This is a genomic window from Streptomyces sp. NPDC031265 (genome assembly GCF_055570295.1).
Genome location: NZ_JBVIHM010000007.1, coordinates 136,102 through 159,019 on the forward strand (window position 1 = coordinate 136,102; position 22,918 = coordinate 159,019).

21 protein-coding genes and 7 pseudogenes are annotated in these 22,918 nt (G+C 67.9%); 17 read left to right on the forward strand and 11 right to left on the reverse strand.

Annotated features, from left to right (window positions below; translation table 11 throughout):
* Positions 1 to 55 precede the first annotated feature (55 nt).
* The 6 genes from ACZ499_RS13840 (at position 56) to ACZ499_RS13865 (ending at position 3,242) form a co-directional block, all read left to right on the forward strand.
* Positions 56 to 790 (forward strand): SDR family oxidoreductase, encoded by a 735-nt coding sequence (locus tag ACZ499_RS13840; protein WP_468675025.1) that lies wholly within the window; start codon positions 56 to 58, stop codon positions 788 to 790.
* A 191-nt stretch (positions 791 to 981) separates the two neighbouring features.
* Positions 982 to 1,518 carry a DinB family protein gene (locus tag ACZ499_RS13845; RefSeq protein WP_468410233.1) on the forward strand — a complete coding sequence of 179 codons (537 nt, stop codon included), beginning with the start codon at positions 982 to 984 and terminating at the stop codon, positions 1,516 to 1,518.
* Between the two features lie 229 nt (positions 1,519 to 1,747).
* Entirely contained in the window at positions 1,748 to 1,978 is a 231-nt protein-coding gene (locus ACZ499_RS13850; RefSeq protein WP_385541096.1) for a hypothetical protein, read from the forward strand.
* Positions 1,978 to 2,250: a hypothetical protein gene (locus tag ACZ499_RS13855; protein WP_468674764.1), complete on the forward strand. Its 273-nt coding sequence runs from the start codon at positions 1,978 to 1,980 to the stop codon at positions 2,248 to 2,250. Before ACZ499_RS13850 ends, ACZ499_RS13855 begins: the two co-directional genes overlap by 1 nt.
* Positions 2,251 to 2,599: 349 nt before the next feature.
* Positions 2,600 to 2,875, forward strand: a complete 276-nt coding sequence (locus ACZ499_RS13860) for a hypothetical protein (protein WP_468674766.1) — start codon at positions 2,600 to 2,602, stop codon at positions 2,873 to 2,875.
* Between the two features lie 55 nt (positions 2,876 to 2,930).
* Entirely contained in the window at positions 2,931 to 3,242 is a 312-nt protein-coding gene (locus ACZ499_RS13865) for a hypothetical protein (protein WP_468674768.1), read from the forward strand.
* A gap of 124 nt (positions 3,243 to 3,366) precedes the next feature.
* Here ACZ499_RS13865 and ACZ499_RS13870 read toward each other — a convergent pair whose 3' ends face one another.
* The 3 genes from ACZ499_RS13870 to ACZ499_RS13880 form a co-directional block, all read right to left on the reverse strand.
* Positions 3,367 to 3,828, reverse strand: a complete 462-nt coding sequence (locus ACZ499_RS13870) for a hypothetical protein (protein WP_468674769.1) — start codon at positions 3,826 to 3,828, stop codon at positions 3,367 to 3,369.
* 176 nt (positions 3,829 to 4,004) lie between these two features.
* Entirely contained in the window at positions 4,005 to 5,825 is a 1,821-nt protein-coding gene (locus ACZ499_RS13875) for an alpha/beta hydrolase (protein ID WP_468674771.1), read from the reverse strand.
* Between the two features lie 8 nt (positions 5,826 to 5,833).
* Entirely contained in the window at positions 5,834 to 6,277 is a 444-nt protein-coding gene (locus ACZ499_RS13880) for a hypothetical protein (protein WP_468674773.1), read from the reverse strand.
* A gap of 398 nt (positions 6,278 to 6,675) precedes the next feature.
* Between ACZ499_RS13880 and ACZ499_RS13885 the strand changes: the two are divergent.
* A pseudogene (locus ACZ499_RS13885) lies at positions 6,676 to 6,905 on the forward strand (hypothetical protein); the annotation flags it as partial.
* A gap of 44 nt (positions 6,906 to 6,949) precedes the next feature.
* A pseudogene (locus tag ACZ499_RS13890) lies at positions 6,950 to 7,459 on the forward strand (IS30 family transposase); the annotation flags it as partial.
* 94 nt (positions 7,460 to 7,553) lie between these two features.
* On the opposite strand, the gene ACZ499_RS13895 reads toward ACZ499_RS13890, so the two are convergent.
* Complete coding sequence (locus ACZ499_RS13895; protein ID WP_468674775.1) at positions 7,554 to 8,222, reverse strand: TetR/AcrR family transcriptional regulator; 669 nt, start codon at positions 8,220 to 8,222, stop codon at positions 7,554 to 7,556.
* Between the two features lie 58 nt (positions 8,223 to 8,280).
* Here ACZ499_RS13895 and ACZ499_RS13900 point away from each other — a divergent pair, with 58 nt between their 5' ends.
* The 3 genes from ACZ499_RS13900 to ACZ499_RS13910 all read left to right on the forward strand — a co-directional run bounded on the left by ACZ499_RS13900 (position 8,281) and on the right by ACZ499_RS13910 (position 11,071).
* Positions 8,281 to 9,729: an MFS transporter gene (locus ACZ499_RS13900; protein ID WP_468674777.1), complete on the forward strand. Its 1,449-nt coding sequence runs from the start codon at positions 8,281 to 8,283 to the stop codon at positions 9,727 to 9,729.
* Positions 9,726 to 10,121, forward strand: coding sequence for a cupin (locus tag ACZ499_RS13905; RefSeq protein WP_468674779.1), 396 nt, complete (start codon positions 9,726 to 9,728; stop codon positions 10,119 to 10,121). Before ACZ499_RS13900 ends, ACZ499_RS13905 begins: the two co-directional genes overlap by 4 nt.
* A gap of 725 nt (positions 10,122 to 10,846) precedes the next feature.
* The gene (locus ACZ499_RS13910) at positions 10,847 to 11,071 is read left to right on the forward strand and encodes a hypothetical protein (RefSeq protein WP_468410216.1); all 225 of its coding nucleotides are present in this window, start codon (positions 10,847 to 10,849) and stop codon (positions 11,069 to 11,071) included.
* 789 nt (positions 11,072 to 11,860) lie between these two features.
* Here ACZ499_RS13910 and ACZ499_RS13915 read toward each other — a convergent pair.
* Together ACZ499_RS13915 and ACZ499_RS13920 are read right to left on the reverse strand one after the other, a co-directional pair.
* Positions 11,861 to 12,994, reverse strand: coding sequence for a transposase (locus tag ACZ499_RS13915; RefSeq protein WP_468674781.1), 1,134 nt, complete (start codon positions 12,992 to 12,994; stop codon positions 11,861 to 11,863).
* Positions 12,979 to 13,389, reverse strand: coding sequence for a transposase domain-containing protein (locus ACZ499_RS13920; RefSeq protein ID WP_468674782.1), 411 nt, complete (start codon positions 13,387 to 13,389; stop codon positions 12,979 to 12,981). The genes ACZ499_RS13915 and ACZ499_RS13920 overlap by 16 nt, the downstream gene beginning before the upstream one ends.
* Positions 13,390 to 13,829: 440 nt before the next feature.
* On the opposite strand from ACZ499_RS13920, the gene ACZ499_RS13925 reads away from it, so the two are divergent.
* From ACZ499_RS13925 to ACZ499_RS13940, 4 genes and pseudogenes are all read left to right on the forward strand, one after another.
* On the forward strand, positions 13,830 to 14,111 hold the full coding sequence (locus ACZ499_RS13925; RefSeq protein WP_468674784.1) for a hypothetical protein: 282 nt from the start codon (positions 13,830 to 13,832) through the stop codon (positions 14,109 to 14,111).
* 295 nt (positions 14,112 to 14,406) lie between these two features.
* Positions 14,407 to 16,026, forward strand: a complete 1,620-nt coding sequence (locus ACZ499_RS13930) for a zinc metalloprotease (RefSeq protein WP_468674786.1) — start codon at positions 14,407 to 14,409, stop codon at positions 16,024 to 16,026.
* A 132-nt stretch (positions 16,027 to 16,158) separates the two neighbouring features.
* Positions 16,159 to 16,506 (forward strand): annotated as a pseudogene (locus ACZ499_RS13935) (transposase); the annotation flags it as partial.
* A 172-nt stretch (positions 16,507 to 16,678) separates the two neighbouring features.
* A complete protein-coding gene (locus ACZ499_RS13940; protein ID WP_468674789.1) occupies positions 16,679 to 17,308 on the forward strand; it encodes a hypothetical protein in 630 nt (209 codons plus the stop codon).
* A gap of 108 nt (positions 17,309 to 17,416) precedes the next feature.
* On the opposite strand, the pseudogene ACZ499_RS13945 reads toward ACZ499_RS13940, so the two are convergent.
* From ACZ499_RS13945 to ACZ499_RS13960, 4 genes and pseudogenes are all read right to left on the reverse strand, one after another.
* A pseudogene (locus tag ACZ499_RS13945) lies at positions 17,417 to 17,831 on the reverse strand (transposase); the annotation flags it as partial.
* 54 nt (positions 17,832 to 17,885) lie between these two features.
* Positions 17,886 to 18,161, reverse strand: a pseudogene (locus ACZ499_RS13950) (transposase); the annotation flags it as partial.
* 107 nt (positions 18,162 to 18,268) lie between these two features.
* Positions 18,269 to 18,843, reverse strand: a pseudogene (locus ACZ499_RS13955) (transposase); the annotation flags it as partial.
* Between the two features lie 75 nt (positions 18,844 to 18,918).
* Positions 18,919 to 20,391 (reverse strand): endonuclease/exonuclease/phosphatase family protein, encoded by a 1,473-nt coding sequence (locus ACZ499_RS13960; protein WP_468674790.1) that lies wholly within the window; start codon positions 20,389 to 20,391, stop codon positions 18,919 to 18,921.
* A 688-nt stretch (positions 20,392 to 21,079) separates the two neighbouring features.
* Between ACZ499_RS13960 and ACZ499_RS13965 the strand changes: the two are divergent.
* Both ACZ499_RS13965 and ACZ499_RS13970 read left to right on the forward strand, forming a co-directional pair.
* Positions 21,080 to 21,295, forward strand: a pseudogene (locus tag ACZ499_RS13965) (IS256 family transposase); the annotation flags it as partial.
* 291 nt (positions 21,296 to 21,586) lie between these two features.
* Positions 21,587 to 21,982 carry an integrase core domain-containing protein gene (locus ACZ499_RS13970; protein ID WP_468674792.1) on the forward strand — a complete coding sequence of 132 codons (396 nt, stop codon included), beginning with the start codon at positions 21,587 to 21,589 and terminating at the stop codon, positions 21,980 to 21,982.
* Here the strand turns inward: ACZ499_RS13970 and ACZ499_RS13975 are convergent.
* Positions 21,871 to 22,918: YVTN family beta-propeller repeat protein (locus tag ACZ499_RS13975; RefSeq protein WP_468674794.1), on the reverse strand; the 1,048-nt coding region annotated here is incomplete at its 5' end. The two genes, ACZ499_RS13970 and ACZ499_RS13975, sit on opposite strands and share 112 nt — an antisense overlap.

Here is a 22,918-nt window from a genome sequence, read left to right on the forward strand (position 1 = left end):
CTGCCTGGAAGGATCACCCGTGTCGCAAATCGAGGGCATAGACGGCATCGAAGATATTGAGGGGATCGCGGGCAAGGTCGTCGCGATCACCGGTGCCAGCAGTGGGATCGGCGAGGCCACCGCCCTGCTGCTGGCAGAGCGCGGCGCGAAGGTCGTCCTCGGCGCCCGCCGCCCGGATCGCCTGGAGGCGCTGGCCCACCGTATCGAGAAGGCCGGCGGCCAGGCCGTCTGGGCCCGTACGGACGTGAAGCGCCGCGCGGACCTGACTGCCCTGGTCGACCTGGCCCGCACCCGTTACGGCAGGCTCGACGTCCTCGTCAGCAACGCCGGGGTCGGCCTGATCTCGCCCATCGACGACCTGCGCGTCGAGGACTGGGAGGAGATGATCGACGTCAACTTCAAGGGCGTCCTGTACGGGATCTCGGCAGCCCTGCCCGTCTTCCGCCGCCAGGGCTTCGGACACTTCGTCAACACCGTCTCCACGGCCGGGCTCCGCGTCGTACCGCTGCAAGGGGTGTACGCCGCGACCAAGAACGCCGTACGCACCCTCTCCGAGGGCCTGCGCCAGGAAGCCGGCGCCGACCTGCGCGTGACCGTGGTGTCCCCGGGGGTGACGCGTACGGAGTTCACGGACCCCATGGCGCCGGAGATGAAGGCCCGGATCCTCGCCGGCATGGGCGAGATCGCGATCCCGCCGGAGGCCATCGCGCGGGCCATCGCGTTCGCGGTCGAGCAGCCGGCGAGTGTTGATGTGGGTGACATCGTCGTACGCCCCACGGCGCAGGCCTAGCGGCGCCTGCCCCTGCCCCTGCCCCTGGCAAATGTCCTGCGGTTCTCGGGACAGCTGTCTCGCTGCTGCGCGAGTTCACTTTTTCAACTCTGCATTGAGGACACGATCTGGCCTAGATACTGCGTAACTTGGGTGTCGTCGGAAGGCAGGGAGGCGCAGGGCCTCCCGGACCGGATCAGAGGGCGGACATCATGGTCACTCACGTACCCGCAGAGGCACACGGCGACGAGCGCGGCGCGCTCCTGGCGTTCATCGAGGCCCAGCGCGGCGGGCTGCGGCGTGCGCTGCTCGGCCTCACCGAGGAGCAGGCCGCGAGCCGTCCCAGCGCCAGCGAGCTCTCGTTGTCCGGGCTGCTCAAGCACGTGGCGGAGTGCGAGCTGAGCTGGCTGCGGCTGGCCCAGCAGCGGCCGAACGAGAAGCAGCGCGAGGAGTCGACGTGGCACGAGAGCTTCGTGCTGGTCGGCGACGAGACGGTGCCGCAGACGCTGGCGTTCTGGGACGCGGTCGCCAAGGAGACCGAGGAGTTCGTCCACTCCGTGCCGTCCCTGAACGACACCTTCCCGCTGCCGGACGCGCCGTGGTTCCCCAAGGAGGGCCGGGTCTCGATGCGCTGGATGCTGCTGCACCTGATCGAGGAGATCGGCCGGCACAGCGGGCACGCGGACATCATCCGCGAGTCCCTCGACGGCAAGACGGCCTTCGAACTGGTGGCGCTCGCGAACGCGTAAGCCGGGAGTAGGGGGCGCTTTCCGGCCATGTGTCATGCTGGCGTGTCCGTCGCTGTGACCGGGGAGGCGCAGGGCGTCAGTTCGCAGCGGCGATCGCGTGGGAGGGAGCGCCGTCGCGGAGTTGGGCCTCGGCGGCGAGGTCGGGTCTGGTTCGTCCGCATGGGGTTCGGTGGGCCGGTCCCGGCGATACCGTGAAGGGGTACGCCGAATGACTGCCCAGGAGCCCCCGATGAGCGAACAGTCGGCCCCCGCCGCCGCGCGGCAGCAGCTGGAGCCCGCGGCCGCCGACGCGGTCCGCGCCTACGCTGCCAGGACCCGTGAGAACGCCGACCGGCTCGCCGGCGTCCTGGAGGACATCGCCACCCACGGCCTGCCGTCGGCGGAGGAGTGCACACCCTGGGAGGAACTGCGCGAGCAGCACCTCGACCGCCTCGTCGCCCAGCGCCCGGCCGTCGCCTGATGGCATCCGGCCACGCCCCCCGGCGCGCCCGGGTCGCGTTCAGCGACTCCGCGGCCAAGCAGCTCGAAGAGCTCACCACCGAGCGTGAGATCCACGCCCTGGACCGCGCCTTGGTCGCCCTCTCCGTCAACCCCGAGAACGGCGACCCGATCCCCGGCAACGCCTCCCGGCCCGAGCTGCGCCAGTACGCGGACGAGATCGAAGCGGTTCGGATCCTGTACTACCTGACCGCTCTGCGCACCGTGGTGGTCGTCGCGTACATCGAGGTGTAGCCGCGGGCATTGCCCGGTGCGGCCCTGGACGCGGGGTGCGGTGATTCAGGACGCTCGGTCGCTCTCGGTCGCTCGGTCGATCCAACAGGGGCCTCGCTCGGGGCGTTTCGTATCCGGGAGCGATGCCGACCGGTCGGCGGTCGAACGCAAGAGGCACCTATCACGCCGTGATAACCGCCCTGTTGAACGAGGGAGCGTTTCGACGTGCGCTGGACCGGCTGGAGGCGGGCCGGTCCGACGACGCCCCGCCGATCACCGGGCCGCGCGGGCCGGGGACGCCAACCTGCACACTGTTCCGCCCGGCGCGGTGAGATCCAAGCATGTCGCTGGGCAAGGATCTTGCATATGGTTGGGCTTCTTGATCGGGGACCTGGGGGACGGGGACGGGGGAGCGATGGGCGCGTTGGCGGGTTTGTTCGTGGGACTGGGTGTCGTTGTCGTGGGGCTGGTGGTCATGGTGGCCCGGCGGGGGCGCAGCGGCCCGGCCGAGTACACGGAGGGTTTGCTGATCGAGCGGCAGGCGCGCCTGGAGGCCACCCGGGTACGCAGTGAGGTGAGGTCGCTGCACGGCCACGCGGGGATGACCGGGAGCTTCACCGCGAGCCGTCTTACGCGCCGCCGCTGACGGCGCGCGCCAGTCGTCGTGCCACCCGGCGCCGCCATCCCCCTGAGGAGAAGTCATGCCGTCCGAAAAGACATCCGTACTCGTTCTTCGGGACGGTCCCGACATCCTCCAGGCCGTACGAGCGGCCCTGCCCGAGGCGGCACCCGGCGAGCGAGCCGGGCTGGAACGGGCTGTCGCGATCGTCGAGGCGCACTGCGGGCGAACCGATGACGACCTACTCGGCCAATGGGTCCGAGACATTCTGGCCGACGCCGGCCTCGATTCCCGAAGCGGCCACGTTGCCCGCGTGAAAGCCCTCCGCAAGGCCGTACCCGACCTCACCCTGCTCGCGGCCCACCGCATGGTCACGAACGCGACCGAGGGCTAGCGCCGCTGTCCGCCGGCCCGGCCCGGAGGCACCGTTGCCATCGGGGGGCGGGTGGCTCAGGCACGTGCGCCCCGGCCCGGCGCGTAGCCCGTGGCGCCGCCGGGCCTCCCAGGGAAGCCGCTGCCTAGGAGTGGTTGATCGTCTGGCCGTCGGGGGCCCGGTAGCAGCCCGAGGTGACGTCGATGCCGATGCTGGGGGTGGCATTCTTGTTGTACGCGACGATCCAGACGCTCATCTTCTTGGCGTCGTTGTCGGCGACGAGATTGAGGTTCTTGTTCGGGCTGTTGTCGCGGTACTCATCCTTCAGCACCCAACCGCCCGTGCTGAGCTTCTCCTTGAGGTGCTGCATGGCGACGTCGTTGTCGGCGCCGGACTTCGGCGTGAAGTTCCACGGGTGATAGACCTGGAAGTACTTCTCCGGGTCCTTGCCCGGGCATGCCTTCACACCGGGCCCGGGCTCCGAGGCTTTGCCGGGTACCCCGGTGAATTCGTAGATCTGGCTGGAGACCGCTTTCACGGCGGCGACCGCGTCATCGGTGCTGGCTGTGCCCGCGAGGGGAATCTTCGAGGTGTCGTCGTCGCTCATGCCACATCCACTCAGAAGAAGGCCGGTCAGTACGAGGGGGAACAGGGCGCTGCCCGGGCGGCGCCGACGAGCAGCGGGGAGCGGTGCGCGGAGCATGCGGGTCCTTGGTGGTGGGGTCGGGAGGGTCGCTGACGGTTGGGCCGGTGCGAGTACCGGGGCGGCCTGGACGAGGCGCGTCACCGGGGAGCGGTGACGTTGCCGTACTGGCCGACCACGACCTGCGCCTGGTTCTTGAGGGCTGTCGTGTCTCTGTTCCAGTACTCACTGTGGCCGTGCGATCCCGCCGTCGCCGAGGGGCCGCTGCCCTCGGGATGTGTGTTCATCTGGTTCGCGCCGAAGGCCTCGTCGCTGGGGATGAGGAACACGCCGCCGCCCATCTTCCACGCGCTGCCACCGTGGCCCCAGCGGCCGATGTCCGGAACCTTGTCACCGTCCGCCTCCTCGTTCCACACGTGCCCTTTCGGGACGTCCATCTCGTCGGCCGAGCCCACCTTGACCCCCGGGCTGCCCGCGAAGATGACGTCGTCCGCGTTGAGATCGCCCTTCTGGGCCGCCGCCCCGATGAGGGTGGTGCCGTAGGAGTGCCCGATGGCCGTGCGGTGCGGCTCACCGGAACCACTGTACGAAGCGTCGAGACCGTCCATGAACTTCCGGTAGGCGGGCGCCCCGTCATAGGCGTAGTGCTCGAACGGGGCGTCTTTGACGATGTCCTGAGGGGCGTCGTACCCGAGCCAGGCGATGGTCGATACGTTGGCGCCCGGTGCCGCCTGCTGGGTCTGGCGCCACAGCTCGGTCGTCCGGTCGATGCTGCCCCCGAAGCCGCTCAGGTTCGACGTGGTGCCGGGCACGTACACGGCTTGGTGCTGAGCGGTGTCCGGGTTGCCGTTGGCCACGATGGCCCGGCCGTGGCCCTCGGGGCTGAAGCCGAGCAGATATGCCTCGGGCAGCCCGTCCTTGCTGGTCTGGTCGAACCGGGTCTGGATGGCGCTCATCCCCTTGAGGGACGACTCCAGGTGGCGGTACCGGTCTCCGTACTTCTTGTCCCACTCCATCCACTCGTCGGTGTGCACCTTGGCGGGGACAGGCCCTGCGGTGGTCCACGTCCACTCGTTGGCCGGGGGTTTGGGGATGCCGTTCAGTTCCGTCTGGTACTGGCCGCGCCGCTCGTCGAAGACCATGCGGTTGGCCTCGTCGCGGACCGTGGCCGGCAGGCCGTCGAGGCCGCCGACGGTGTCGGGGTGCAGTGCGGTCCAGGCGGCCTGCTGGTCGGGGTCCAGGCCCTTCCACCAGTCCGCGTTGGCCTTCGGGCTGCCGTCCTTCGGGGGCTGCGGCAGGGAGTCCAGGTAGTGCTGGCCCGCTCCGCGCACGCCCTCCGTGTCCTTCGCGACGTCCGCCCAGTCCCCGTCGGAGACGACCAGGTCGTCGTCCGCCTTGAGCTTGCGCAGTTGCGGCGCCCACTTCTGGTCCGCGTCCGTGGCCTCTTTCAGGGCCTCGGCGATGCGGTTCGCTATGCCCTTGGCGATCGCGTAGTTGGGGTTGGGGGCGAATCTGGCCGCCTGTTCCTGAAGCGCCCGGGCGGTTTTGTCCGTGGCGCCACTCGCGCTACCGGGCCTCGGCGGGGAACCACCCGGGTTCTTACCCGCCGCCGGATAGCTCACCGCGCCGTCCGCGCCCACCGTGAACTTGTGCTCGGCCGCCTCGGACAGGGCCTGCTTGAGTTTGTCCTGCGCGGGGCGCATGTCCGCCGCGAACGCGGTCAGGGCGGTGGCGAGGAGGCCGCACTCGACCTGGACGTAGTGGAAGTCCTTGGCGACTTCGCGGAGCTGGCCCACCGCCGCGTCGGCCGCCGCGCCCTTGAGGGCCTTCTGCATCTGGGCGGTGATCCGCTGCTCCAGCGCGTCCTTGGCGCCGCTCGCCATGTCGCTGGAGGAGCGGTATCCCTTCGCCGCTTCCTCGAACTCGTGCAGCTTGAGCGTCTTCAGCGCCTCGATGTCCACGGCTCAGGTCACTTTCCCTCGCCACCGACGGCCGGGGTGTCCTGGTACTGCTTCCCCAGCTCCACGAACAGGCCCTTGATGTTGTCGTCCGTCAGGAGCAGGTCGTTGCCCGCCCGCTCCAGGTTGCCCTGGAGTGCGGTGCACCGCCCGGACAGCTTGTCCAGGTACGTCTTCCAGCTCTGGTAGACCTCGGACTGCGCCGCCGCGCTCTCCACTCCGCCGCCGGTGCCCAGCCCCTGCTGACCCGTCTCAAGGGCGGTCAGCGCCTTCTTGACATCGCCGCCCAGTCCGCCGACGGCACTGCCCGCCGCCGTCCAGGCGGCTTTGCTGGACTGCACGTCCCCCTTGCCGCCACCGCCACCGCCGCTGTCGCCGGCGCCGGCCAGCCGCATCCCGCCCCCGCCCGCGGGACCACCCTTGAGCTGAGCCCACTCCTCAGCGAACGAACCCACCCGTTCCCCCTTTGGTCCCACCTGTTTCCTACGTCACTTTGGTCTTCCGCCGCCGCCAGGCTACAAGGAGGGGAACGGGGGCTTGTGAGTACGCGTACTCAGATCACGCGTTCCACGAGCCGCGCGGGTGCGGTATATTGGATCTTGAGCTTGCGGTCGCGACGAGCGGCGGCAGGCCCGGCGTTGGTGGTCCAAGGAAAGGCGCCCCACTTCCTGTGGGGAGATGCAGGTGCAAGGCCTGCCCAGCGCTCGATGAACAAGGGCCCCGGCCTCCGTATGGAGGGCGGGGCCCTTGTCTGTGTTGGCCGTTGGGTCTTCGAGCGGCAACCCCGAGCCGGAACCCCGAGCGGCAACCGCGAGCCGGAGCCCCGAGCCGGAGCCCCGACTACGGTGCAGTCGTGATCGCCCACACGCAGCCGCCACTCCTCTTCCTCGACTCGACGGACCACTCATCCCTTTCGGCGCGACGCCCGGACAACTTCCCCACGGCTACCCGACGTACGACACCGGGCACCGCCACCGCCACCGGCACCCAGAAGCCGACACCAACCCGCTCATCACCAGGATCAACCCGGCGTACGGGCCCCGGTTGCTGGCCCTTCCGTGCACCCTGGTGTGGGCCACCACGTCACCTGCTGACTGAACTACTGGGAGAGTTTGCGCAGTTCAAGGGACACCCCCGCCGAGGTCGAGGACCGCAAGGTTCCCGGCCACTGGGAGGGCGACCTCGTGATGGGCACCCGGCCCTCGGCCGTCGCCACGCTCGTCGAGCGCACCAGCCGCTACACGGCCGTCGTTGCGTTGCCGGACGGCATCAAGGCAGAGCAGGTCACTCCGCACCTCACCCGGAGCCTCCTCGGCATCCCGCCGCAGCTGCGGCGGACGCTCACCTGGGACCGGGGCCGGGAGATGGCCGAGCACCAAGCCATCACCGCCGAGACCGGGGTGCCGATCTACCTCTGCAAGCCGCGGAGCCCGTGGCAGCGCGGCACCAACGAGAACACCAATCGGCTGCTTCGGCAGTACCTCCCGAAGGGCGCGGACCTCCGCACGTTCAGCCAGGCCGACCTGGACGCCGTCGCCCACGAACTCAACCACCGTCCGCGCAAGACCCACGGCTACCGCACTCCGGCAGAGGTCTACGCTGACCTCCTGAACAGCGGTGATGCGCTGACCGCTTGAGCTCGCCATCGTTTGCAGACACTCAAGGACGCATGAGATCCAGTGGGGGCGTCCGGCCAAGGGGCAGGCGTACGTCATCGGCGACAGTGGACCGTCAGCGGATGGCGAGGAGGCCAGTCACCAGAGCTCGGAGCCCGTCCAGGTAGGTGTCCTCGCCGGTCAGTGGTGCCCAGCGGTCCGCGACCTGCGCCAACCTGGGCAGGTCACCCGGGTCGAGATCGCCGAAGACTTGTTCCCGGTAGGTCGCACGGTCATCGTCTGCGCGCCGCCGGGCCGCTGTCGCCCGGACCACGATCTCTCCAGCGGTGTAGTACCAGATCGCGCGGTAACCGTGCACGGCCCGCTCGGGGGACAGTCCGCATTCGACCAGTCCGTCGACTATCTGCTCGACGAACCACAGCGCGGACGCTGACATCAGGTCATCGGCGGTCAGCACCTCCACGATCCAGGGACAGGCGGCGAGCGCTTCGTGGATCGCGGCGGCGGCAACGACGATTCGCTCGCGAGGGTGGGCGGGCAGTTCGGGTCGGCGCAGCGCCCGCGCGGCGTAGTCGTCCAGCAGCAGGACGAGCAGCTCTTCCTTGTTGCGGACGTGGTGGTAGAGCGCCATCGGTGTGCTGCCGATCTCCGTGGCCAGCCGCCGCATGGTCAGCCGGTCCACGCCTTCCTCGGTCACGATCCGGCGGGCCGTCCCGATGACCTCCTCGCGGGAGATACGGGGAGGTCGGCCAGGGGATTTGCGCGGTGCGGACGGCTGTGGCATGCCCCCCATCATTCCCCAGGTCTCGACAACCGCGATCCCCTGACGCTAGTTTCTTTACATGTATAAAAACTCGCGGGGGCGACCCGGCGTGGTGCTGGCGGCGGCGGCCGTCGCCCAGTTCGTCTTCGCCCTGGACATGTCGGTGGTCAACGTCGCGCTACCTGCAATCCGCACCGCGTTGGGATTCGCGCGGCTCGACCTGTCGTGGATCGTGCACGTCTACGCGCTCACCTTCGGCGGACTCCTGCTACTGGGGGGCCGCGCGTGTGACCTGTACGGTCACCGTCGGCTGTTGGCAGTGGGCCTGGCCGTCTTCGGGCTGTGCTCCCTGGCGGGCGGGCTGGCCCAGGCGCCCTGGCAACTGATCGCCGCCCGTGCCGGCCAGGGGCTGGGTGCTGCCGCGGCCGCCCCAGCCGCGCTGGGGATGCTCACCACCACCTTCCCCGAGGGCCCTCGGCGTGTCCGGGCGCTCGGGGTGTGGAGCGCAGTGAACGCTGCAGGGGGAGCGCTGGGCGTACTGGCAGGTGGTTTGCTGACTCAGTACGCGGGGTGGCGCTGGGTGATGCTGGTCAACCTGCCCATCGTGGCGGCGGCTCTCACGCTGGTTCTGGCAGGCGTGCCCGCCGGAGCACAGCCCGACCGGCGCGAGAGGCTGGACGGGCTCGGCGCTGTCCTGGCGACCGGCGGAGTCGGGCTGCTGGTGTTCGGTGTCGTCTGCACCGACGCCCGAGGATGGGGATCCCCGGCCACCGTGGCGACCCTCGCCGCTGCGGCCGCGCTCCTGGCCGCCTTTACCTTCGCCGAATCCAGGGCCCCCGCGCCGCTGCTGCGCCTCGGCCTGCTGCGCAGTCGCTGGGTGGCCGGCGCCAACGTGCTGGTGTTCTTGGCCGCGGCCGGGCAGTTCACGGCGTTCTACTTCGTGTCCCTGTATATGCAGCAAGTCCTGGGCATGGGTGCCGCCGCGACCGGCACCGCGTTCCTGCCGTTCTCCGTGAGCCTGGTCGCGGGCACCATCATCGCGACCCGCGTCACCACGGCACGCACCCCCCGAGCTGCCCTGGTGCCCGGCGCTCTGCTGGCCGCCGTGGGCCTGGCCTGGCTGGCCTTCATCAGCCCCAGCGGCGGCTTCCTCACCGATGTGCTCGGCCCCTGCATCGTCTCCGGCGTCGGCGTCGGACTGGTCCTGGCCCCGGTCGCCGCCGCCGCGACCACCGGCGTCGCCTCCCGCGAGGCCGGCATGGCCTCCGGCCTTTTCAACAGCTCCCGCCAACTCGGCGGCTGCGTCGGCCTGGCCGCCCTGGCCACCATCGCCGAACTCCGCACCGGCACGGCCACCGACCCCGCCGCCCTCAACGACGGCTATGCCCTGGGCCTGGCCGTCACCGCCGGCCTCTTCGTACTCGCGGCAGTCGTGGCGATCGGGGTGTTGCCCCGACGCCAGGCCGCCGTGCCTGACCCGCAACCCGCCGTCCCCACAAAGAACCGACTGGAAGGAACGCCATCATGACGACGGCCCCTGTCGACCTGTTCGCCTCCGCGCTGCAGTTCCGCCCCGACGGCGATGTCCGAGCCGCCGACCGGCAGATGACGAGCAGCGACTCCGGCGCCTGGCAGATCGCGACCTTCCACGTGGAGACCGACGTCGACGTCCACGCCGACCACTGGGAGATGCACCCGGAGGCCGAAGAGGCAGTGTGCTGCCTGACTGGCGGCGTCCGCCTCTACTTCCGTGCCACCACGCCCGGCGGCGGCGAGGACATGGTGCAGTTGCAGGCAGGCACCGCAGTGATCGTCCCCCGCGGCCGCTGGCACCGCCTGGAGCTGAACGCCCCCAGCGACCTGATGTCGATCACCCTTCGCCACGGCACTCGCCTCGAAAAGCGCACCGACACTCAATGACCGGGAGGTGGCCCGACAGATTCGCTGCCGGGCCACCACGAGCCACGGCTCAACATGGGCCGACGCCTCCAGCTCGCCCAGCCCGTACCCCCAGGAGCCGGAACCCGAGCCGGAACCGGCCACCGCGTAACCCGACACCCCCAGAACACCAGAGGGCCCCGGCCGCGGCCGGGGTCCTCTTTCATACAGCGCGCCTTCGATCCGAAAGCTACTGGCGGGTTACTTGTCACCTGGTTCGCCGCTCGTTAACGGCACCCCCCCTTCGTCCGCGACACCGCCTTCGGCGAGGACGCCTCGAAGATCCGCACCGGCCACGGGCCCGAGAACATGGCCACCATGCGCAACCTGGCGACCAATACGCTCCGGCAACACGGACACCGCAACATCGCCGCCGGCCTCCGCCATGTCTCCTACCACCCCTTCAACCGGCCGCTGGACCCGCTGAATATCCCCTGACCAGCCGGTCTACATGATCACCGCGACTTTGAAACGCCCCTGCGGCCCCAGCCGACGGAATTCCTCGACCGCGATCACATAGCAGTCCGCGATGCCCGATCTCCTTTTCGCACTACACACCAGTATTGTGAAATTACATATGGAGACTGAATGGGCGAATCATGCCGCTATGGATACCGTAAATTGGCTATCTTGGTTTGGCGGCTGCTATAAATGAAATCAGCGGGCGGGAGCAATCCGCCTGCCAGTGCACGATGAAAGGAAACCGAATGTCTGCCGTTAACTTTGAGGAGATCAACAACCTCGCCGGCGAGCTGCTGCCCGAGCGGGCTGTGCTCTCCGCCTTTGGTCTCGGTGGCGGCTACGGCGACAGCGGCGCCACCGTCGTGTCGTCCTGCGCGACCCAGAGCACCTCTCCGGCGCTCGTCGCGGGCCTGCCGGTCGGCACGCAGCAGATCACCCAGATCTGCACCCCCTCGACGGTGGCGCACTGACGTAACGCCTGGTGACAGACGTTCACCATCGGTCGGGGAAGGGCTGACGATCGTCGGCGCTTCCCCGGCTTTCGTATGGAGCCCAGTGAGGTGTGCTTCTGCCGAGCCTTGCACATCGTTTTGAGGGCGCGACCACTGCTGTTGTCACGGGTCTCCGTCCTGGAGCAACAGGAGCCAGTCACGTCTTGCGAGCGCGGCTGAGGTGAGGGCTCCACTCCTGAATTCCGAAGGAGTGTGACCACGTGAGCCTGCCACGTTGCCCGCTCGGCGGGAAGGTGCCTTTCCCAAGCGAGAATGCAGCTCGCAAATGGCTGGCGAAACAGCCTCTACTTGAAAATGCGTCCCCGGCTGATCGCATCTACCTATGTCCCCACTGCCGATACTGGCATATCACGGGATCGCACCGTTGGACGAGTCGGGCCATTCGGGAGCGACGCAATTATGGGAGGCGAGCGGTCAATCCCAAGCGAAAGCAACAACGGTCCGGCTGAGCATACGGCAGCCGTTCCCCACTCGCCCGGCCATGTCTGGGAGACGGCCCTGAGGCTGGGCATCGCCAGGAGAGTTTCGCCGGACAACGGCCACCGGCCCCTCTCTCACGGGCGATCGTCTCCCCCAAGGCCATGCTCCGGACCACGGTGGGGCGCGCCGGAGGCGGTAGATCGACCCATGGACCCGGAGACCTCAGTTGGCTTCGCGGCCCCCTCCACCGTCGGCCCGCTGCCGCCCCCGGTCCGACTTCCGCGTTCTTCCTGCGCAGTGGACGGGCCTTTCCCCCAGGCCGGGTAGTCAACGGTCTCGGCGCTCCCGCAAGGGAGTTGATCGCGTGGTTGTGGCGGTGTAAGTGGCTGGTCCGCTCTTGCGGAGCAAGCCGGCCTGGGACCATCGGGCGAGTTGTCTGTGCATGGTGCCGAGGGCGATCTCGCCGAGATGGCGGGCGATCGCCCGGGAGTGCCAGTGACGGGCGGGTTGTTCGATGAGCAGGGCCAGGACCCGTTCGCGGCGTCGTTCCGCCGGGTTGGTGTGTCGGCCGTCCCGGGACGCCGTGGGCAGAGCGGCTTCCTCGACCGGGGGTTCGAGGACGGTGATGTCGAGGTGGGTGACGGTGCGGCTGGCATCGGGCCGCCCGTCGTCGAGCCGCTCGTTGTACCGGGAGATCGGCGATTTGACCTTGCGAGAGCTGACCCGTGTCCGCCGGGGCGGGAGCAGGCCGGCCAGGACCCGGCGCCCGATGACACAGACCGGGACGGCACCGTCGGTGACGGTGTCGGCAGCCTGGATGACCTGGTCGCGGGCGGTCTGGAGGGTGATGGTGAACCCGCAGCGGTCGGAGTCGGTGCCGGGGAGCGATTCGGCGGCGCCGGGCATGACGGTCCGCAGCAGCTGGTCCAGCGTCAGCAGCGACCACATCTCCTGTTCGATGCCGGCGGGATCGCCGGACCGCAGAACCCGGCAGTCCAGCGTGGTGTGCCGCAGCGCGTCGTACGCCGATTCGTGCTCCCACCGCTGGTGATACAGGCCGACCAGGGTGGCGGCCGGATAGCGGCGGGCGTCGGTCAGGGTCGTGACCAGCCGGTAGGCCCCGGTGAACATCGTGCCGTCCGCGCAGGTCACGGTGATCCGCGCGTCGATGGCCCGTACCTTGACTGTGCCGATCGCCGACAGGTACGAGCCGTCGCGAGCCGGCGGAGGACGGGCGTGCGCCGGTTGTTCCGAAGCCGCCCCAGGACCCGGGCGCCGGTGCGGTGACCGCGCTGAGGAAGTCGTTGCCGTCGAAACCCCGTCCCACAGCACCACCATGTCCGGCGTCACTGGGTGCGGCAGGCGCCGGGCACAGCCGGTCTCGCCTTCGGCTGTGGGGCCGAACACCGCTCCGAGCACGGCCCGGGTACCGCTCTCCACCAGCGTCATCGGCTCCAGCATGGGATAGCCCCGTGAGGAGAGCGGCCGAGCCAGGCCCGGTTGCGTTCGGGGTCGGGAACCTTCTGTGAACTGCAGCCGTCGAAGGAGACCGTCCGGTACGGGCGGAACCGCACCCCCGGGGTCCTCGGCTGGGCCAGCGGCCGGAGAGCACCTCGAACAACGCCCGCAGCGGCCTGCTCCCTACCCTTCGTCGCAGGTCGCGCGGAGCCTTCGCGGTAGGGCAGGCCGACTGTGTCCCCGTCAGAGCTGTGGGCATCTTGTCCCAGACCGGCCGGTAGCCGACTTTCGGGGAAGAGGCATGTCGCGAGCAGGAAGTAGACGCCGACTCGCGAGGGAAGATCACGAAGTCGCTGCTGGACGGTCCGCGTCGGACCGAGCACGAGCTCGAATGGCATGAGGCCTGTCAGCTCCCCCAGATGCCCCGGCGCGAATCGGCCCGCGGCCACAGTGATCGTGCGGGAGGCGGCCGAGCAGGCGAGAGGGCAGAACGACAGGGCAACGGAGCTCCTTGGGAACAGGCTGTCTTGGCCGACTGCCTGTACCAACGAGGCTCCGTTGCCTCCGTCACCCCTTGTTGCAGATCCGCCGCCCGCTCCTTGCGGGGACGCCGAGAACGTAACTACCCGGCCTTGGGGGAAGGCCGGACAGTAGCCATGAAAAATTCATCCGATAAACAGCCCATTCGGCTCACACTCCACGGATGGATGATACGAATTATCGCGGAGCTGAATGAGTGAATTCAGCTGCGGAATTGGTTTCAGGGCTTGACGGCTGGTACAAATAGAAATGACCAAGCGGGCAGTCAGCCTGCAGCGCACGATGAAAGGGAGACGGAATGTCTGCCGTTAACTTTGAGGACCTCAACAAGCTCACCGGCGAGCTGCTGCCCGAGCGGGCCGTGCTTTCCACCTTCGGCGGAGGCTACGGAGGTCACGATGGTGGCCACGACGGCGGCCACGGCCACGGCCACGGCCACAGCCACGGCCACGGCTACGACGGCGCCACTGTCGTGTCGACCTGTGCGACCCAGAGCAGCTCTCCGGCGATCGTCCTTGGCCTGCCGGTCGGCTCGCAGGAAATCACCCAGATCTGCACCCCGTCGACGGTGACCCACTGAAGTAACGCCTGGTGGCAAACATTCACCATCGGTCGGGGAAGGGCTGATGATCTCGTCGGCGCTTCCCCGACTTTCGTGATGGGGGCTTGATGAGGTGCGTTTCCGATACGCCGTGAACAGGCTTTGCGGCCCGGCCCGCTCAGGGATATGCCGTTCCTCCGGTTCGGCCGGACCTTGTGTGTAACCAGGAGAACCCACACTCGTTCGTCCGAATGAAGGCTCTGTGCCCTCGCACCGGCCGCATCATTCCCCTCACCTCCTGGAGAGCGCCATCAGCCCCCGAGCGTTGTCACTTGTGACGGAAGATCCCCCTCCACCTGCCCTGGCGGTCCCGACTCTGACCGAAGGGACGGAGCTGGTCGGCGAGTTCGAAGGCTCCGGGTACCGCGTGCAGCCCCATCTGGTGCGCCGCTTCGACGGGCAGGTAGTGCGCCTGCCCGAATTGCTGTACCTGCTGGCCAAGCTCGTCCACATCCAGCAGCAGAGGGCTTCGGGTCCGCGGAACGCCCAGCAGTACCTCTCCTGCCTGTCGGAAGCGTTGAGCCACGAAACCGGCCGCGAATTCGGGCCGGACCATGTTGTCTTCCTCGTCGACAACAAACTGGCGCCGTTGGGAGTCACCACCTACAGCGACGGCTCACCCCCGGAAATCCCGAAGGCCAACCCCTTTCTGTCGCTGCGGTTCCAGGTAGCCGTTTTCTCCGAGACGTCATCCTGGAGCATCAGCGGCTTCTTCACGTGGCTGTACCGGCCGTTCGTGATGCTCCTGGTCGTCAGCGTTTTCGTATTCTGCGAGACCCTGCTGTTCAGCGGCACTCGCGTGGCCAGCGCCGTGCAACAGGCTCTGGTCACCCCCGCCAGCATCCTGCTGATCGTCCTTCTGGCCCTGGTCTCCTCGGCCTTTCACGAGATCGGTCACGCCTCGGCGTGCCGCTACAGCGGGGCACGTCCCGGCGCCATGGGGTGCGGCATCTACTTGGTGTGGCCCGCTTTCTACACCGACGTCACCGACTCGTACCGGCTGGGGCGCACAGGCCGTCTGCGGGTCGACCTCGGAGGCGTCTACTTCAACGCGTTGTTCGTCATCGGTCTCGCCCTGACGTACCTCGCGACCGGATGGCAAGTCCTGTTGATGGCGATTCTGGCCATCAACCTGGAAATCGTGCAGCAGCTGATCCCGTCACTCCGGTTCGACGGGTACTACATCATTTCCGACCTGGTCGGCATCCCCGACCTGTTCAAGTACATCGGGCCGATCCTGAAACGGGCTCTCCTGCGGCAGCCGGCCGACGAACTGCTTCAGGCTCTCAAGCGCTGGCCCCAAATCGTTGTCACCGCCTGGGTGCTGGTGGTCATCCCCGCCCTGGCAGTCCAACTGGGCATCCTGGTCGTCCGGCTCCCCGAACTCCTCGAGACGGGGTGGAGCACGGCCGAGAGGCTGGTCGAGAGCGCCACCACATCTGGCAATCCAGTGGTGGGAGTCCTTTCCGCCGCCGTCCAGATCCTGTTGCTGATTCTCCCGTTGGTCGGAGCAGTCCTTGTCCTGGTACAACTGGCTCGGGCGCTTGTCCGCTTCCTCCACCGGCGTCTGGTCGCCGTCGGCGACCAAAAGCAGGGCCTCCGCACGCCCTACCGCATGTGGGGCGGCTCAGCGCTGCTCATTTTCTCGCTCGCCGGTCTGGGAACCGACTCCAGCACACCGGCGGGCGCATGCCGTAAGTGCGCCGCAGCCTCGCGCCACAGCCGGATCCGGTTCGCCATCTGCGACCCGCTCTGTCCCGCCGCCGGTGTCAGGCCGGCCTTCCACCGGCGCACCTGCTTTCCGGCCTACGACGGTACCCCGGCTCTCCTGGGCACCCACTACATGGCGGGTGACGTCTGGGCGCCCGGTGACGCCCGGACTCCGGAGAAGTAGACACTTCCGGGCATGTCCGCTGACCTGAGCGGACATGCCCGGAAGTGATGTTGGGCCGAGACTGTTTGGTTGCCTGATCGTTGATCGGCAGCCAGGCAGCCAGGCAGCCAGGCAGCCAGGCCTGCCCGCACCCGGTGCATCACCTCGCGCGACGGCGCCCGGAACGTGGGCTTCCCTCCACGAGAACTCCGCGACCTGCACATCCATGTCTGCACCGAGCAAACAGACCCCTGGTTGTCAGGCCGATACCCGGTCCATTCCGGGGTGGAGAGCACCGTCAAGGAGTTCGTCCACGGACACGGCATACGCCGCTGCCCTTACCGGGGACAACCGAAAGCCCACCTGCAACGCGTGCTCACAGCCATCGCCGTGAACATCGAACGTCTCAGCGGCATGCCGTCGGCAGGTGAAACAACCTCGCCCCGACCGCCGACCGCGGGTCTGTCCAGCCTGAGGTGTAACTGGGGTTGGTGTGGCTAGTGCTGTGACCACAGAGGTTCGCCGGGTACCTCAAGCGCCGCCGCGCAACTGCCCGCCGTCCGCTGAATGGACCGGCCCGCGTTGCCAGGCGGCGCGGCCCGGCATGGGATGGGGCTGCACGGCACATGCCCCGGCGGTACCAGTCGGTGTCGCCCGACGACAGGAAGCACCCATGCAGCAAGCGCCGATGTACGTCCGCACTACCTACGCGACCGGAGACCCGGCCAAGATCGAGGGCTCGATCGAAGCGCTGCGCAACGAAGCCCTGGGCCTGCTCGCCAAGAACCCCGGATACCGCGGTTTCGGGCTGTTCGCCGACCGCGAGCTCGGCAAGATCATCATGGGTTCGTGGTGGGCGAGCGAGCAGGCCCGGACCGACAGTGACGAGCAACTTCGCGAGCGGCGCACGGCCCTGCTCGCGCCCTTCGCCGACACCGTGACCATCGACAACTGGGAGGCGGCGGTGTACACCCAGGCGCCGCAGGTTTCCGCCGGCGCAGGCATGCGGCTCGGCCGTCTGGAGTTCGACCCTTCGACGGACGGCGAGCTGTTCGTGCAGATGTACCGGGACTCGGGCGTGCCCAAACTGGAGGCCATCGCCGGGTACGCCGGGTCGGCGCTGTTCATCGACCGCGCTGCGGGGCGGGCCACCGTGAGTGTGCTGTTCCGGGACAAGGCCGCGCTGGCCGCCTCCCGCGGGCCGCAGTCGGCGGTCCGCGGGGAGGCCCTGGACAAGGGCCGAGTCACCCTGCGCAGCATGGAAGAGTTCGAGGTGATCCTGGTGGAGCGCCGGAGCGAGTAAACCACTTGTGCCGCGACCGGCAGGGTTCGCCGGAAGACGGACCACCCGGTCAACCATTGCGGTCATCGCACTAGAGTTGGCCTGCGGTGAGGCGGGCATCGAAGGCCAGGTCGAAGGCTTGATGGTCGACTTGGACACGTTCGCGCCGTAGACCTCGGCCAGGTGCGCGGAGATCTCCCCGTGCGTGAGGCCCTTCGCGGACAGCGAGAGGACCATCTCGTCCACACCGGTCAGTCGGCGTTGCCGCTTCTTGACGACGGCCGGCTCGAAGGAACCTTCGCGGTCGAGGGCACCTCGATCTCGACCGGACCGACGTTGGTGAGCACGGTCTTGGCTCGGGTGCCGTTGCGGCTGTTGCCGCCGTTCCGGCCCGCCGGATCGTGCTTGTCATAGCCGAGATGGTCGGTGATCTCGCCCTCCAGGGCGGACTCCAGGACGGTCTTCGTCAGCTGCTGAACCAGTCCGCCCTCCCCGGTCAGCTGCAGGCCCTTGCTCCGGGCGCCTGCTCGACGAGCTGGTCGATGAGCTTTGCTCGACCGACGGCCCCTCCAACGACGGCTCCACCTGGCCCCTGTCAGAAACTCTCGACCCGGGCGTTGTCGTAGCCGGAGCCGACCCTGCTCATGCTTCTGCGGATGCCATGCAGGTCGCAGACCTGGGCGAACGCGGCCGAGGTGTATTGCCATCCGCGGTCCGCATGGAAGATCACTCCGGTGGCATCGCCGCCGCAAGTCGCGACCGCGGCCTGGAGTGTGTCGATGACGAGTTCGGCCCGCATGTGCGGGGCCATCGACCAGCCGAGCACTCGGCGGGACCGGATATCAATGACGCAGGCGAGGTAGAGCCACGCGGCTGCGGGGATAACCTCACTTGCCACGATGAGCGGGGCCCGGCCGAGTACGTGGAGTTGGTTGGTTCCGGCGGACGGTAGGAATCACGGAAGCCTTCCCAATGCTGATGTCAAGCCGCTGCTGTGACAGGTGGTGCGGCTTGGTAGTACGCTCCGTAACGGATCATGGCCCACAGAACATTGACGCGACGGCGCGCGAGTGCCGGCAGCGCCTGCTTGTGCCCTTTCCCTTCAGCCCGTTTGCGGGCGTAGTACGCCTTCGGGGCCGGACAACTCTTCAGGCAGCGCGGAGAGATACATCGCGTTGAGCAGTCCGCGGTGGAAACGGCGGGGTCTGCGAAGGTTCCCGCTGACGCGGCCGGAGTCGCGCGGGGCTGGTGCCAGGCCGGCGCAGCCGGCGAGCCGGTCGGCGCTGCCGAAGGCGTCCATGTCGCCGCCGGTGGCGGCGATGAACACCGCCCTATCTGCTTGCCCATGCCGGGCAGGCTGAGGATCACCTCGGCGTGCGGGTGCTCGCGAAACCGGGCCTCGATCAGCGCATCGACTTCCGCGATCTCCTCATCGAGGGCCATCACCCCCTTCGCGAGGCGGACACCATGGCGGCGGCCAGCTTCTCGCCGGGCAGCCGAAGACAAGAAAGTAGGGCCGCCATGTGTGTCGCGGCGCTTCCTGCGCGTCTGCCGCGGGGGACGCTGCGTGTGGAGGCTGGCGGGTCTTTGCCCTCAAGCACGCAGCGTTCTCGCTGCTGTGTAGCGGTACGTCAGGACAGGGTGAACGTCGTCACCACGGCGCGGTGATCGCTGACCCATTCGTTGTTCTGATGGTTGGGAACCGGCTGTGGCGTGCCTCGGACCTCGGCCGTCGAGATGACCGGCGTTGCTCCGCCGACGTAGTGCACGAAGTCGATGCGGTCCTGCGGTTCGTCCGGCCCGGTGGAGCCGTCGTGCTTGGGGTACAGGGGGGACCACGTGTCGCCTGGCAAGGTCACCGGGCCGGGGTTGACGACCCGGTACGAGTCGTTGAGACCGGCGTCGGAGACGGCCTTGGCGGCAGGCCAGTTGACGGAGGTGTAACCGCAGTTCTGGCTCGCGGCAGCAGGCACCCAGTCCAGATGCGACGGCGAGTTGAAGTCACCGGCCAGGAACACCGGCGGGCCGCCGCTCTCGGCCGCGTTGATCTCGGGTGCCGCCCGGTTGAGGATGTCGTTGATCTCGACGACCCGCCGGGACGTGTTCTGCTCGATGTCCTCGATCTGTGCCGGCGTCATGCCCTCGTAGCATGCGTTGTAAGGCCCGTAGTACTGATAGTCCAAGTGAACCGACCAGACCACGGCTTCCTTACCGGCGCCCAGGTTGAGCCGGGCGCCGAGCCCGGAGTCGTCCAGCGCGAGCCCGAAGGTCTGCGTGATCGCGTACTTGCTGATGATCGCCACGCTGGTGGGGCCTTGGTAGTAGTACCAGCCCAGGCTTCTTGCCAGATCCTTGGCGAAATACCCCTGAGTTTCCTGCAGAGCCAGTACGTCCGCGCCGCTGGAGGTGACGAAGTTGGTGGCCTTGGTGAGGCCGCCGGTCACCTGGGTGGCGGCGTGCCAGGTGTTGAAGGACGCCACCTTCAGGGTGGTGGCCGCGGTGGAGGGCACGATGCGGAACTTCAGTGGGCTGGCCACCCGGCTGTAGCCGTTGTTGTACAGGTAGTAGGCGACGTAGTGGCCGGGGCTGAGGCCGGCGGTCGGGATCGAGATTTGGCCGGAGGAACCAGGGGCGTAGAGCCACGTGGTCGCCGGCCCGACGTTCTGGTCATTGACGGGGCCGTTGCCTGGATCGGTGTAGATGCCGATCCAGTTGACGTTGCTGGGCTGGGTTGTGCTGTACGTGACCGAGATCGGGTCACCGGCCGGGTAGTCGAGCTGGTCCAGGCTCATCGAACCGGTCGGTGTCCGCGAGGAGCTCGTGATGCGGAACTTCACCGGGTTGGCCAGCCAGCTGTAGCCGTCGTTGTGCAGGTAGTAGGCCACGTACGCGCCGGTGCTGAGGCCGGAGGCCGGGATCGAGATCTGGCCGGAGGTGCCGACGGCATACTTCCACTTCGTCGAGGCCCCGAGGTTCTGGCCATTGACCGGGCCGTTGCCAGGATCAGCATAGATTCCGACCCAGTTGCTGGAACTGGGCTGGGTCGTGGTGTAGGTAACCGTGATCTGCTGGTTCGTCCGATAGTCGAGCTGGTTCAAGCTCATTGTGCCGGAGGGGGCCGCGGAGGCAGGCAGCGGAAAAGCCATGCCCAGCAACACAGCGACCGTGATCAGCAGTGCTCTCAGGCCCATCCGCGTGCGGCGGCTGCTCGGGCAGTGACTTCGTGTTCTCATCCCGACTCTCCCTTATGGAGACAGAGCCCTAACGGCTTATCAAGCAAAATAGCAAGTCATCAGCGCATTTGAACCTAGTCATACCGGTACGAACAAATGAGCCCTTTCAGGGCGGTCACTGATCGGGTGATGCGGGTAGGCGGGTAGAACGCACGAGGCTTCCGGGCTGTTGAGGCCCCTCATCCCCGCACGGGCCTTCATGCTCGCCCGGACCGGTCCCAGATCCCGCCTCTCGGCCGGCCTCGATCTGCTGTCCGCGGCCCCGAAATGGCTGGAGAGATGCCGTCGAGGGTGCCGGCGTGGAGTCGATGCCGATATCGCAGAACGGTTCTCGGCAGCGAACTACTGGAGGATCTCGTCGCGCCGGCGGCCGAGCGCCGATCAGTCCCGCTGGTCATGCGACGGAGTGTGTGACCGTTGCGGCGTAGCTCTTGCCACTCGGAGCAATGCTCAGGCCTTGTGGATCAGCTCCCCTGGAGGATGCGCGAAGGAGTGCGCTTTCCCGAGTGAGTGATCGTCAAGTCACCAAGTAGGCCCGGCGGGTCGGGAAGGCACGCCCATGCTCAGCGTAGTCAACGAAGACGGCGCCACCGAGGCCGGTTCCCTGATCGACGAGATCGTCCGCGAGGGCGCTCCGCGGATGCTGGCCGCCGCCCTGGAGGCGGAGGCGGACCAGTACATAGCCGAGCTCGCCGGTCAGCGCGACGAGGCCGGTCGTCGGCTGGTTGTCCGCAACGGGCGGCACCGTCCGAGGACAGTGACCACGGCTCCCGGGCGCCCGACCCGGCCCAGGTGACGACGCTCCTCGACGGGCACCCGCACCTGGGGGCCAATCCCGGAACACTCAGGAACTGGATACGTGCGGCCGGCACTTCCTCTATCTGGCCACGGTCATCGACCTCGCCTCTCGCCGACCACATGCACACCGAGCTCGTCATCGACGCCCTCGTAGCAGCCGAGCGCACACGCGGCAGCCTGACCGGGGCAGTGATGCACACGGCACGGGGCGCAGTACACCTTTGCCGCGTTCGCCGCGGCCTGCGCAAAAGTCGGCGGCCGCCAGTCCATGAGCGCGATCGGCAGCTCCGCGGACAACGCACTCGCCGAGTCCTTCAACGCGACCTTCGAACGGGAGACCCTCCAGGGCCGAAAGGGCCGGCCCACCGAGCGCGAGGCTCGTCTGGATGCCTTCCGTCGGCTGCACCGCTGCAGCACCCGGCGCCGACATTCCCGGCTCGGACAACGCAGCCCCATCGCCTACGAGACGGCACTCCAGACAACCTCAACTACTCTGACCAAGCCGCATGACCCGTGTCCAGGATTCGGGGTCGAGCCCCAGGCAACGACCTCTCAGTGGACCGCCACCTCATACGGGCTGGTGTCGACAGGGATGGTGAGGACGACGGTGTTGGTGGCCGTGTTGATTACCGACACATTGTTCGAATTGAAGTTGGTCACGTAGGCCTTGGTGCCGTCCAGGGAGAACGCCGCACTATGCGGGCCGGTGCCGACGGTGATGGTGGCGGTGACGGCGTTGGTGGCCGTGTTGATCACCGACACGGTGCCCGTGCCATTGTTGGCGACGTAGGCCTTGGTGCCGTCCGGGGAGAACCTCAGTTGATACGGGAAACTGCCGACGGGGAGGATGATGGTGGCGGTGACGGCGTTGGTGGCCGTGTTGATCACCGACACGCTGTTCGAGCTAAAGTTGGCGACGTAGGCTTTGGTGCCGTCCGGGGAGAACGCCACACCAAGCGGATCGGTGCCGACGGTGATGGTGGCGGTGACGGCGTTGGTGGCCGTGTTGATCACTGACACGGTGGTCGTGCTGTCGTTGGTCACATAGGCTTTGGTGCCGTTTGGGGAGAACGCCACCTCAAACGGGCCCAGGCCGACGGTGATGGTGGCGGTGACGGCGTTGGTGGCCGCGTTGATCACCGACACGGTGTTCGAGCGATAGTTGGCGACGTAGGCTTTGGTGCCGTCCGGGGAGAACGCCACACCATGCGGCTCGGTGCCGACGGTGATGGTGGCGGTGACGGCGTTGGTGGCCGCGTTGATCACCGACACGCTGTTCGTGCCCTCGTTGGCGACGTAGGCCTTGGTGCCGTCCGGGGAGAACGCCACACCACGCGGGAAACTGCCGACGGGGAGGACGATGGTGGCGGTGACGAGGCTGGTGACCGGGTTGATCACCGACACGCTGTTCGAGTTGTAGTTGGTGACGTAGATGGCCGGCGTGAAGTAGGTGTAGCCGCCGGGGACGGTGGTGGTGCCGCCGGGGGTGGTGATGGTGACTGGAACGTTGCCGGCGGTGCCTGCGGGGGTAGTGCCGGTCACGGTGGTTGCGGTGGCGTTGATTGTGGTTGCTGGCACTCCGTTGAAGGTGACGCCGGTG

Excerpts from the sequence above, each read along its gene's own strand:
- ACZ499_RS13845 (WP_468410233.1), top strand. The coding sequence starts at position 982 with ATGGTCACTCACGTACCCGCAGAGGCACACGGCGACGAGCGCGGCGCG.
- ACZ499_RS13850 (WP_385541096.1), top strand. The coding sequence starts at position 1,748 with ATGAGCGAACAGTCGGCCCCCGCCGCCGCGCGGCAGCAGCTGGAGCCC.
- ACZ499_RS13855 (WP_468674764.1), top strand. The coding sequence starts at position 1,978 with ATGGCATCCGGCCACGCCCCCCGGCGCGCCCGGGTCGCGTTCAGCGAC.
- ACZ499_RS13865 (WP_468674768.1), top strand. The coding sequence starts at position 2,931 with ATGCCGTCCGAAAAGACATCCGTACTCGTTCTTCGGGACGGTCCCGAC.
- ACZ499_RS13870 (WP_468674769.1), bottom strand. The coding sequence starts at position 3,828 with ATGAGCGACGACGACACCTCGAAGATTCCCCTCGCGGGCACAGCCAGC.
- ACZ499_RS13895 (WP_468674775.1), bottom strand. The coding sequence starts at position 8,222 with ATGCCACAGCCGTCCGCACCGCGCAAATCCCCTGGCCGACCTCCCCGT.
- ACZ499_RS13900 (WP_468674777.1), top strand. The coding sequence starts at position 8,281 with ATGTATAAAAACTCGCGGGGGCGACCCGGCGTGGTGCTGGCGGCGGCG.
- ACZ499_RS13905 (WP_468674779.1), top strand. The coding sequence starts at position 9,726 with ATGACGACGGCCCCTGTCGACCTGTTCGCCTCCGCGCTGCAGTTCCGC.
- ACZ499_RS13910 (WP_468410216.1), top strand. The coding sequence starts at position 10,847 with ATGTCTGCCGTTAACTTTGAGGAGATCAACAACCTCGCCGGCGAGCTG.
- ACZ499_RS13915 (WP_468674781.1), bottom strand. The coding sequence starts at position 12,994 with ATGCTGGAGCCGATGACGCTGGTGGAGAGCGGTACCCGGGCCGTGCTC.
- ACZ499_RS13920 (WP_468674782.1), bottom strand. The coding sequence starts at position 13,389 with ATGCCATTCGAGCTCGTGCTCGGTCCGACGCGGACCGTCCAGCAGCGA.
- ACZ499_RS13925 (WP_468674784.1), top strand. The coding sequence starts at position 13,830 with ATGTCTGCCGTTAACTTTGAGGACCTCAACAAGCTCACCGGCGAGCTG.
- ACZ499_RS13940 (WP_468674789.1), top strand. The coding sequence starts at position 16,679 with ATGCAGCAAGCGCCGATGTACGTCCGCACTACCTACGCGACCGGAGAC.
- ACZ499_RS13960 (WP_468674790.1), bottom strand. The coding sequence starts at position 20,391 with ATGAGCTTGAACCAGCTCGACTATCGGACGAACCAGCAGATCACGGTT.
- ACZ499_RS13970 (WP_468674792.1), top strand. The coding sequence starts at position 21,587 with ATGAGCGCGATCGGCAGCTCCGCGGACAACGCACTCGCCGAGTCCTTC.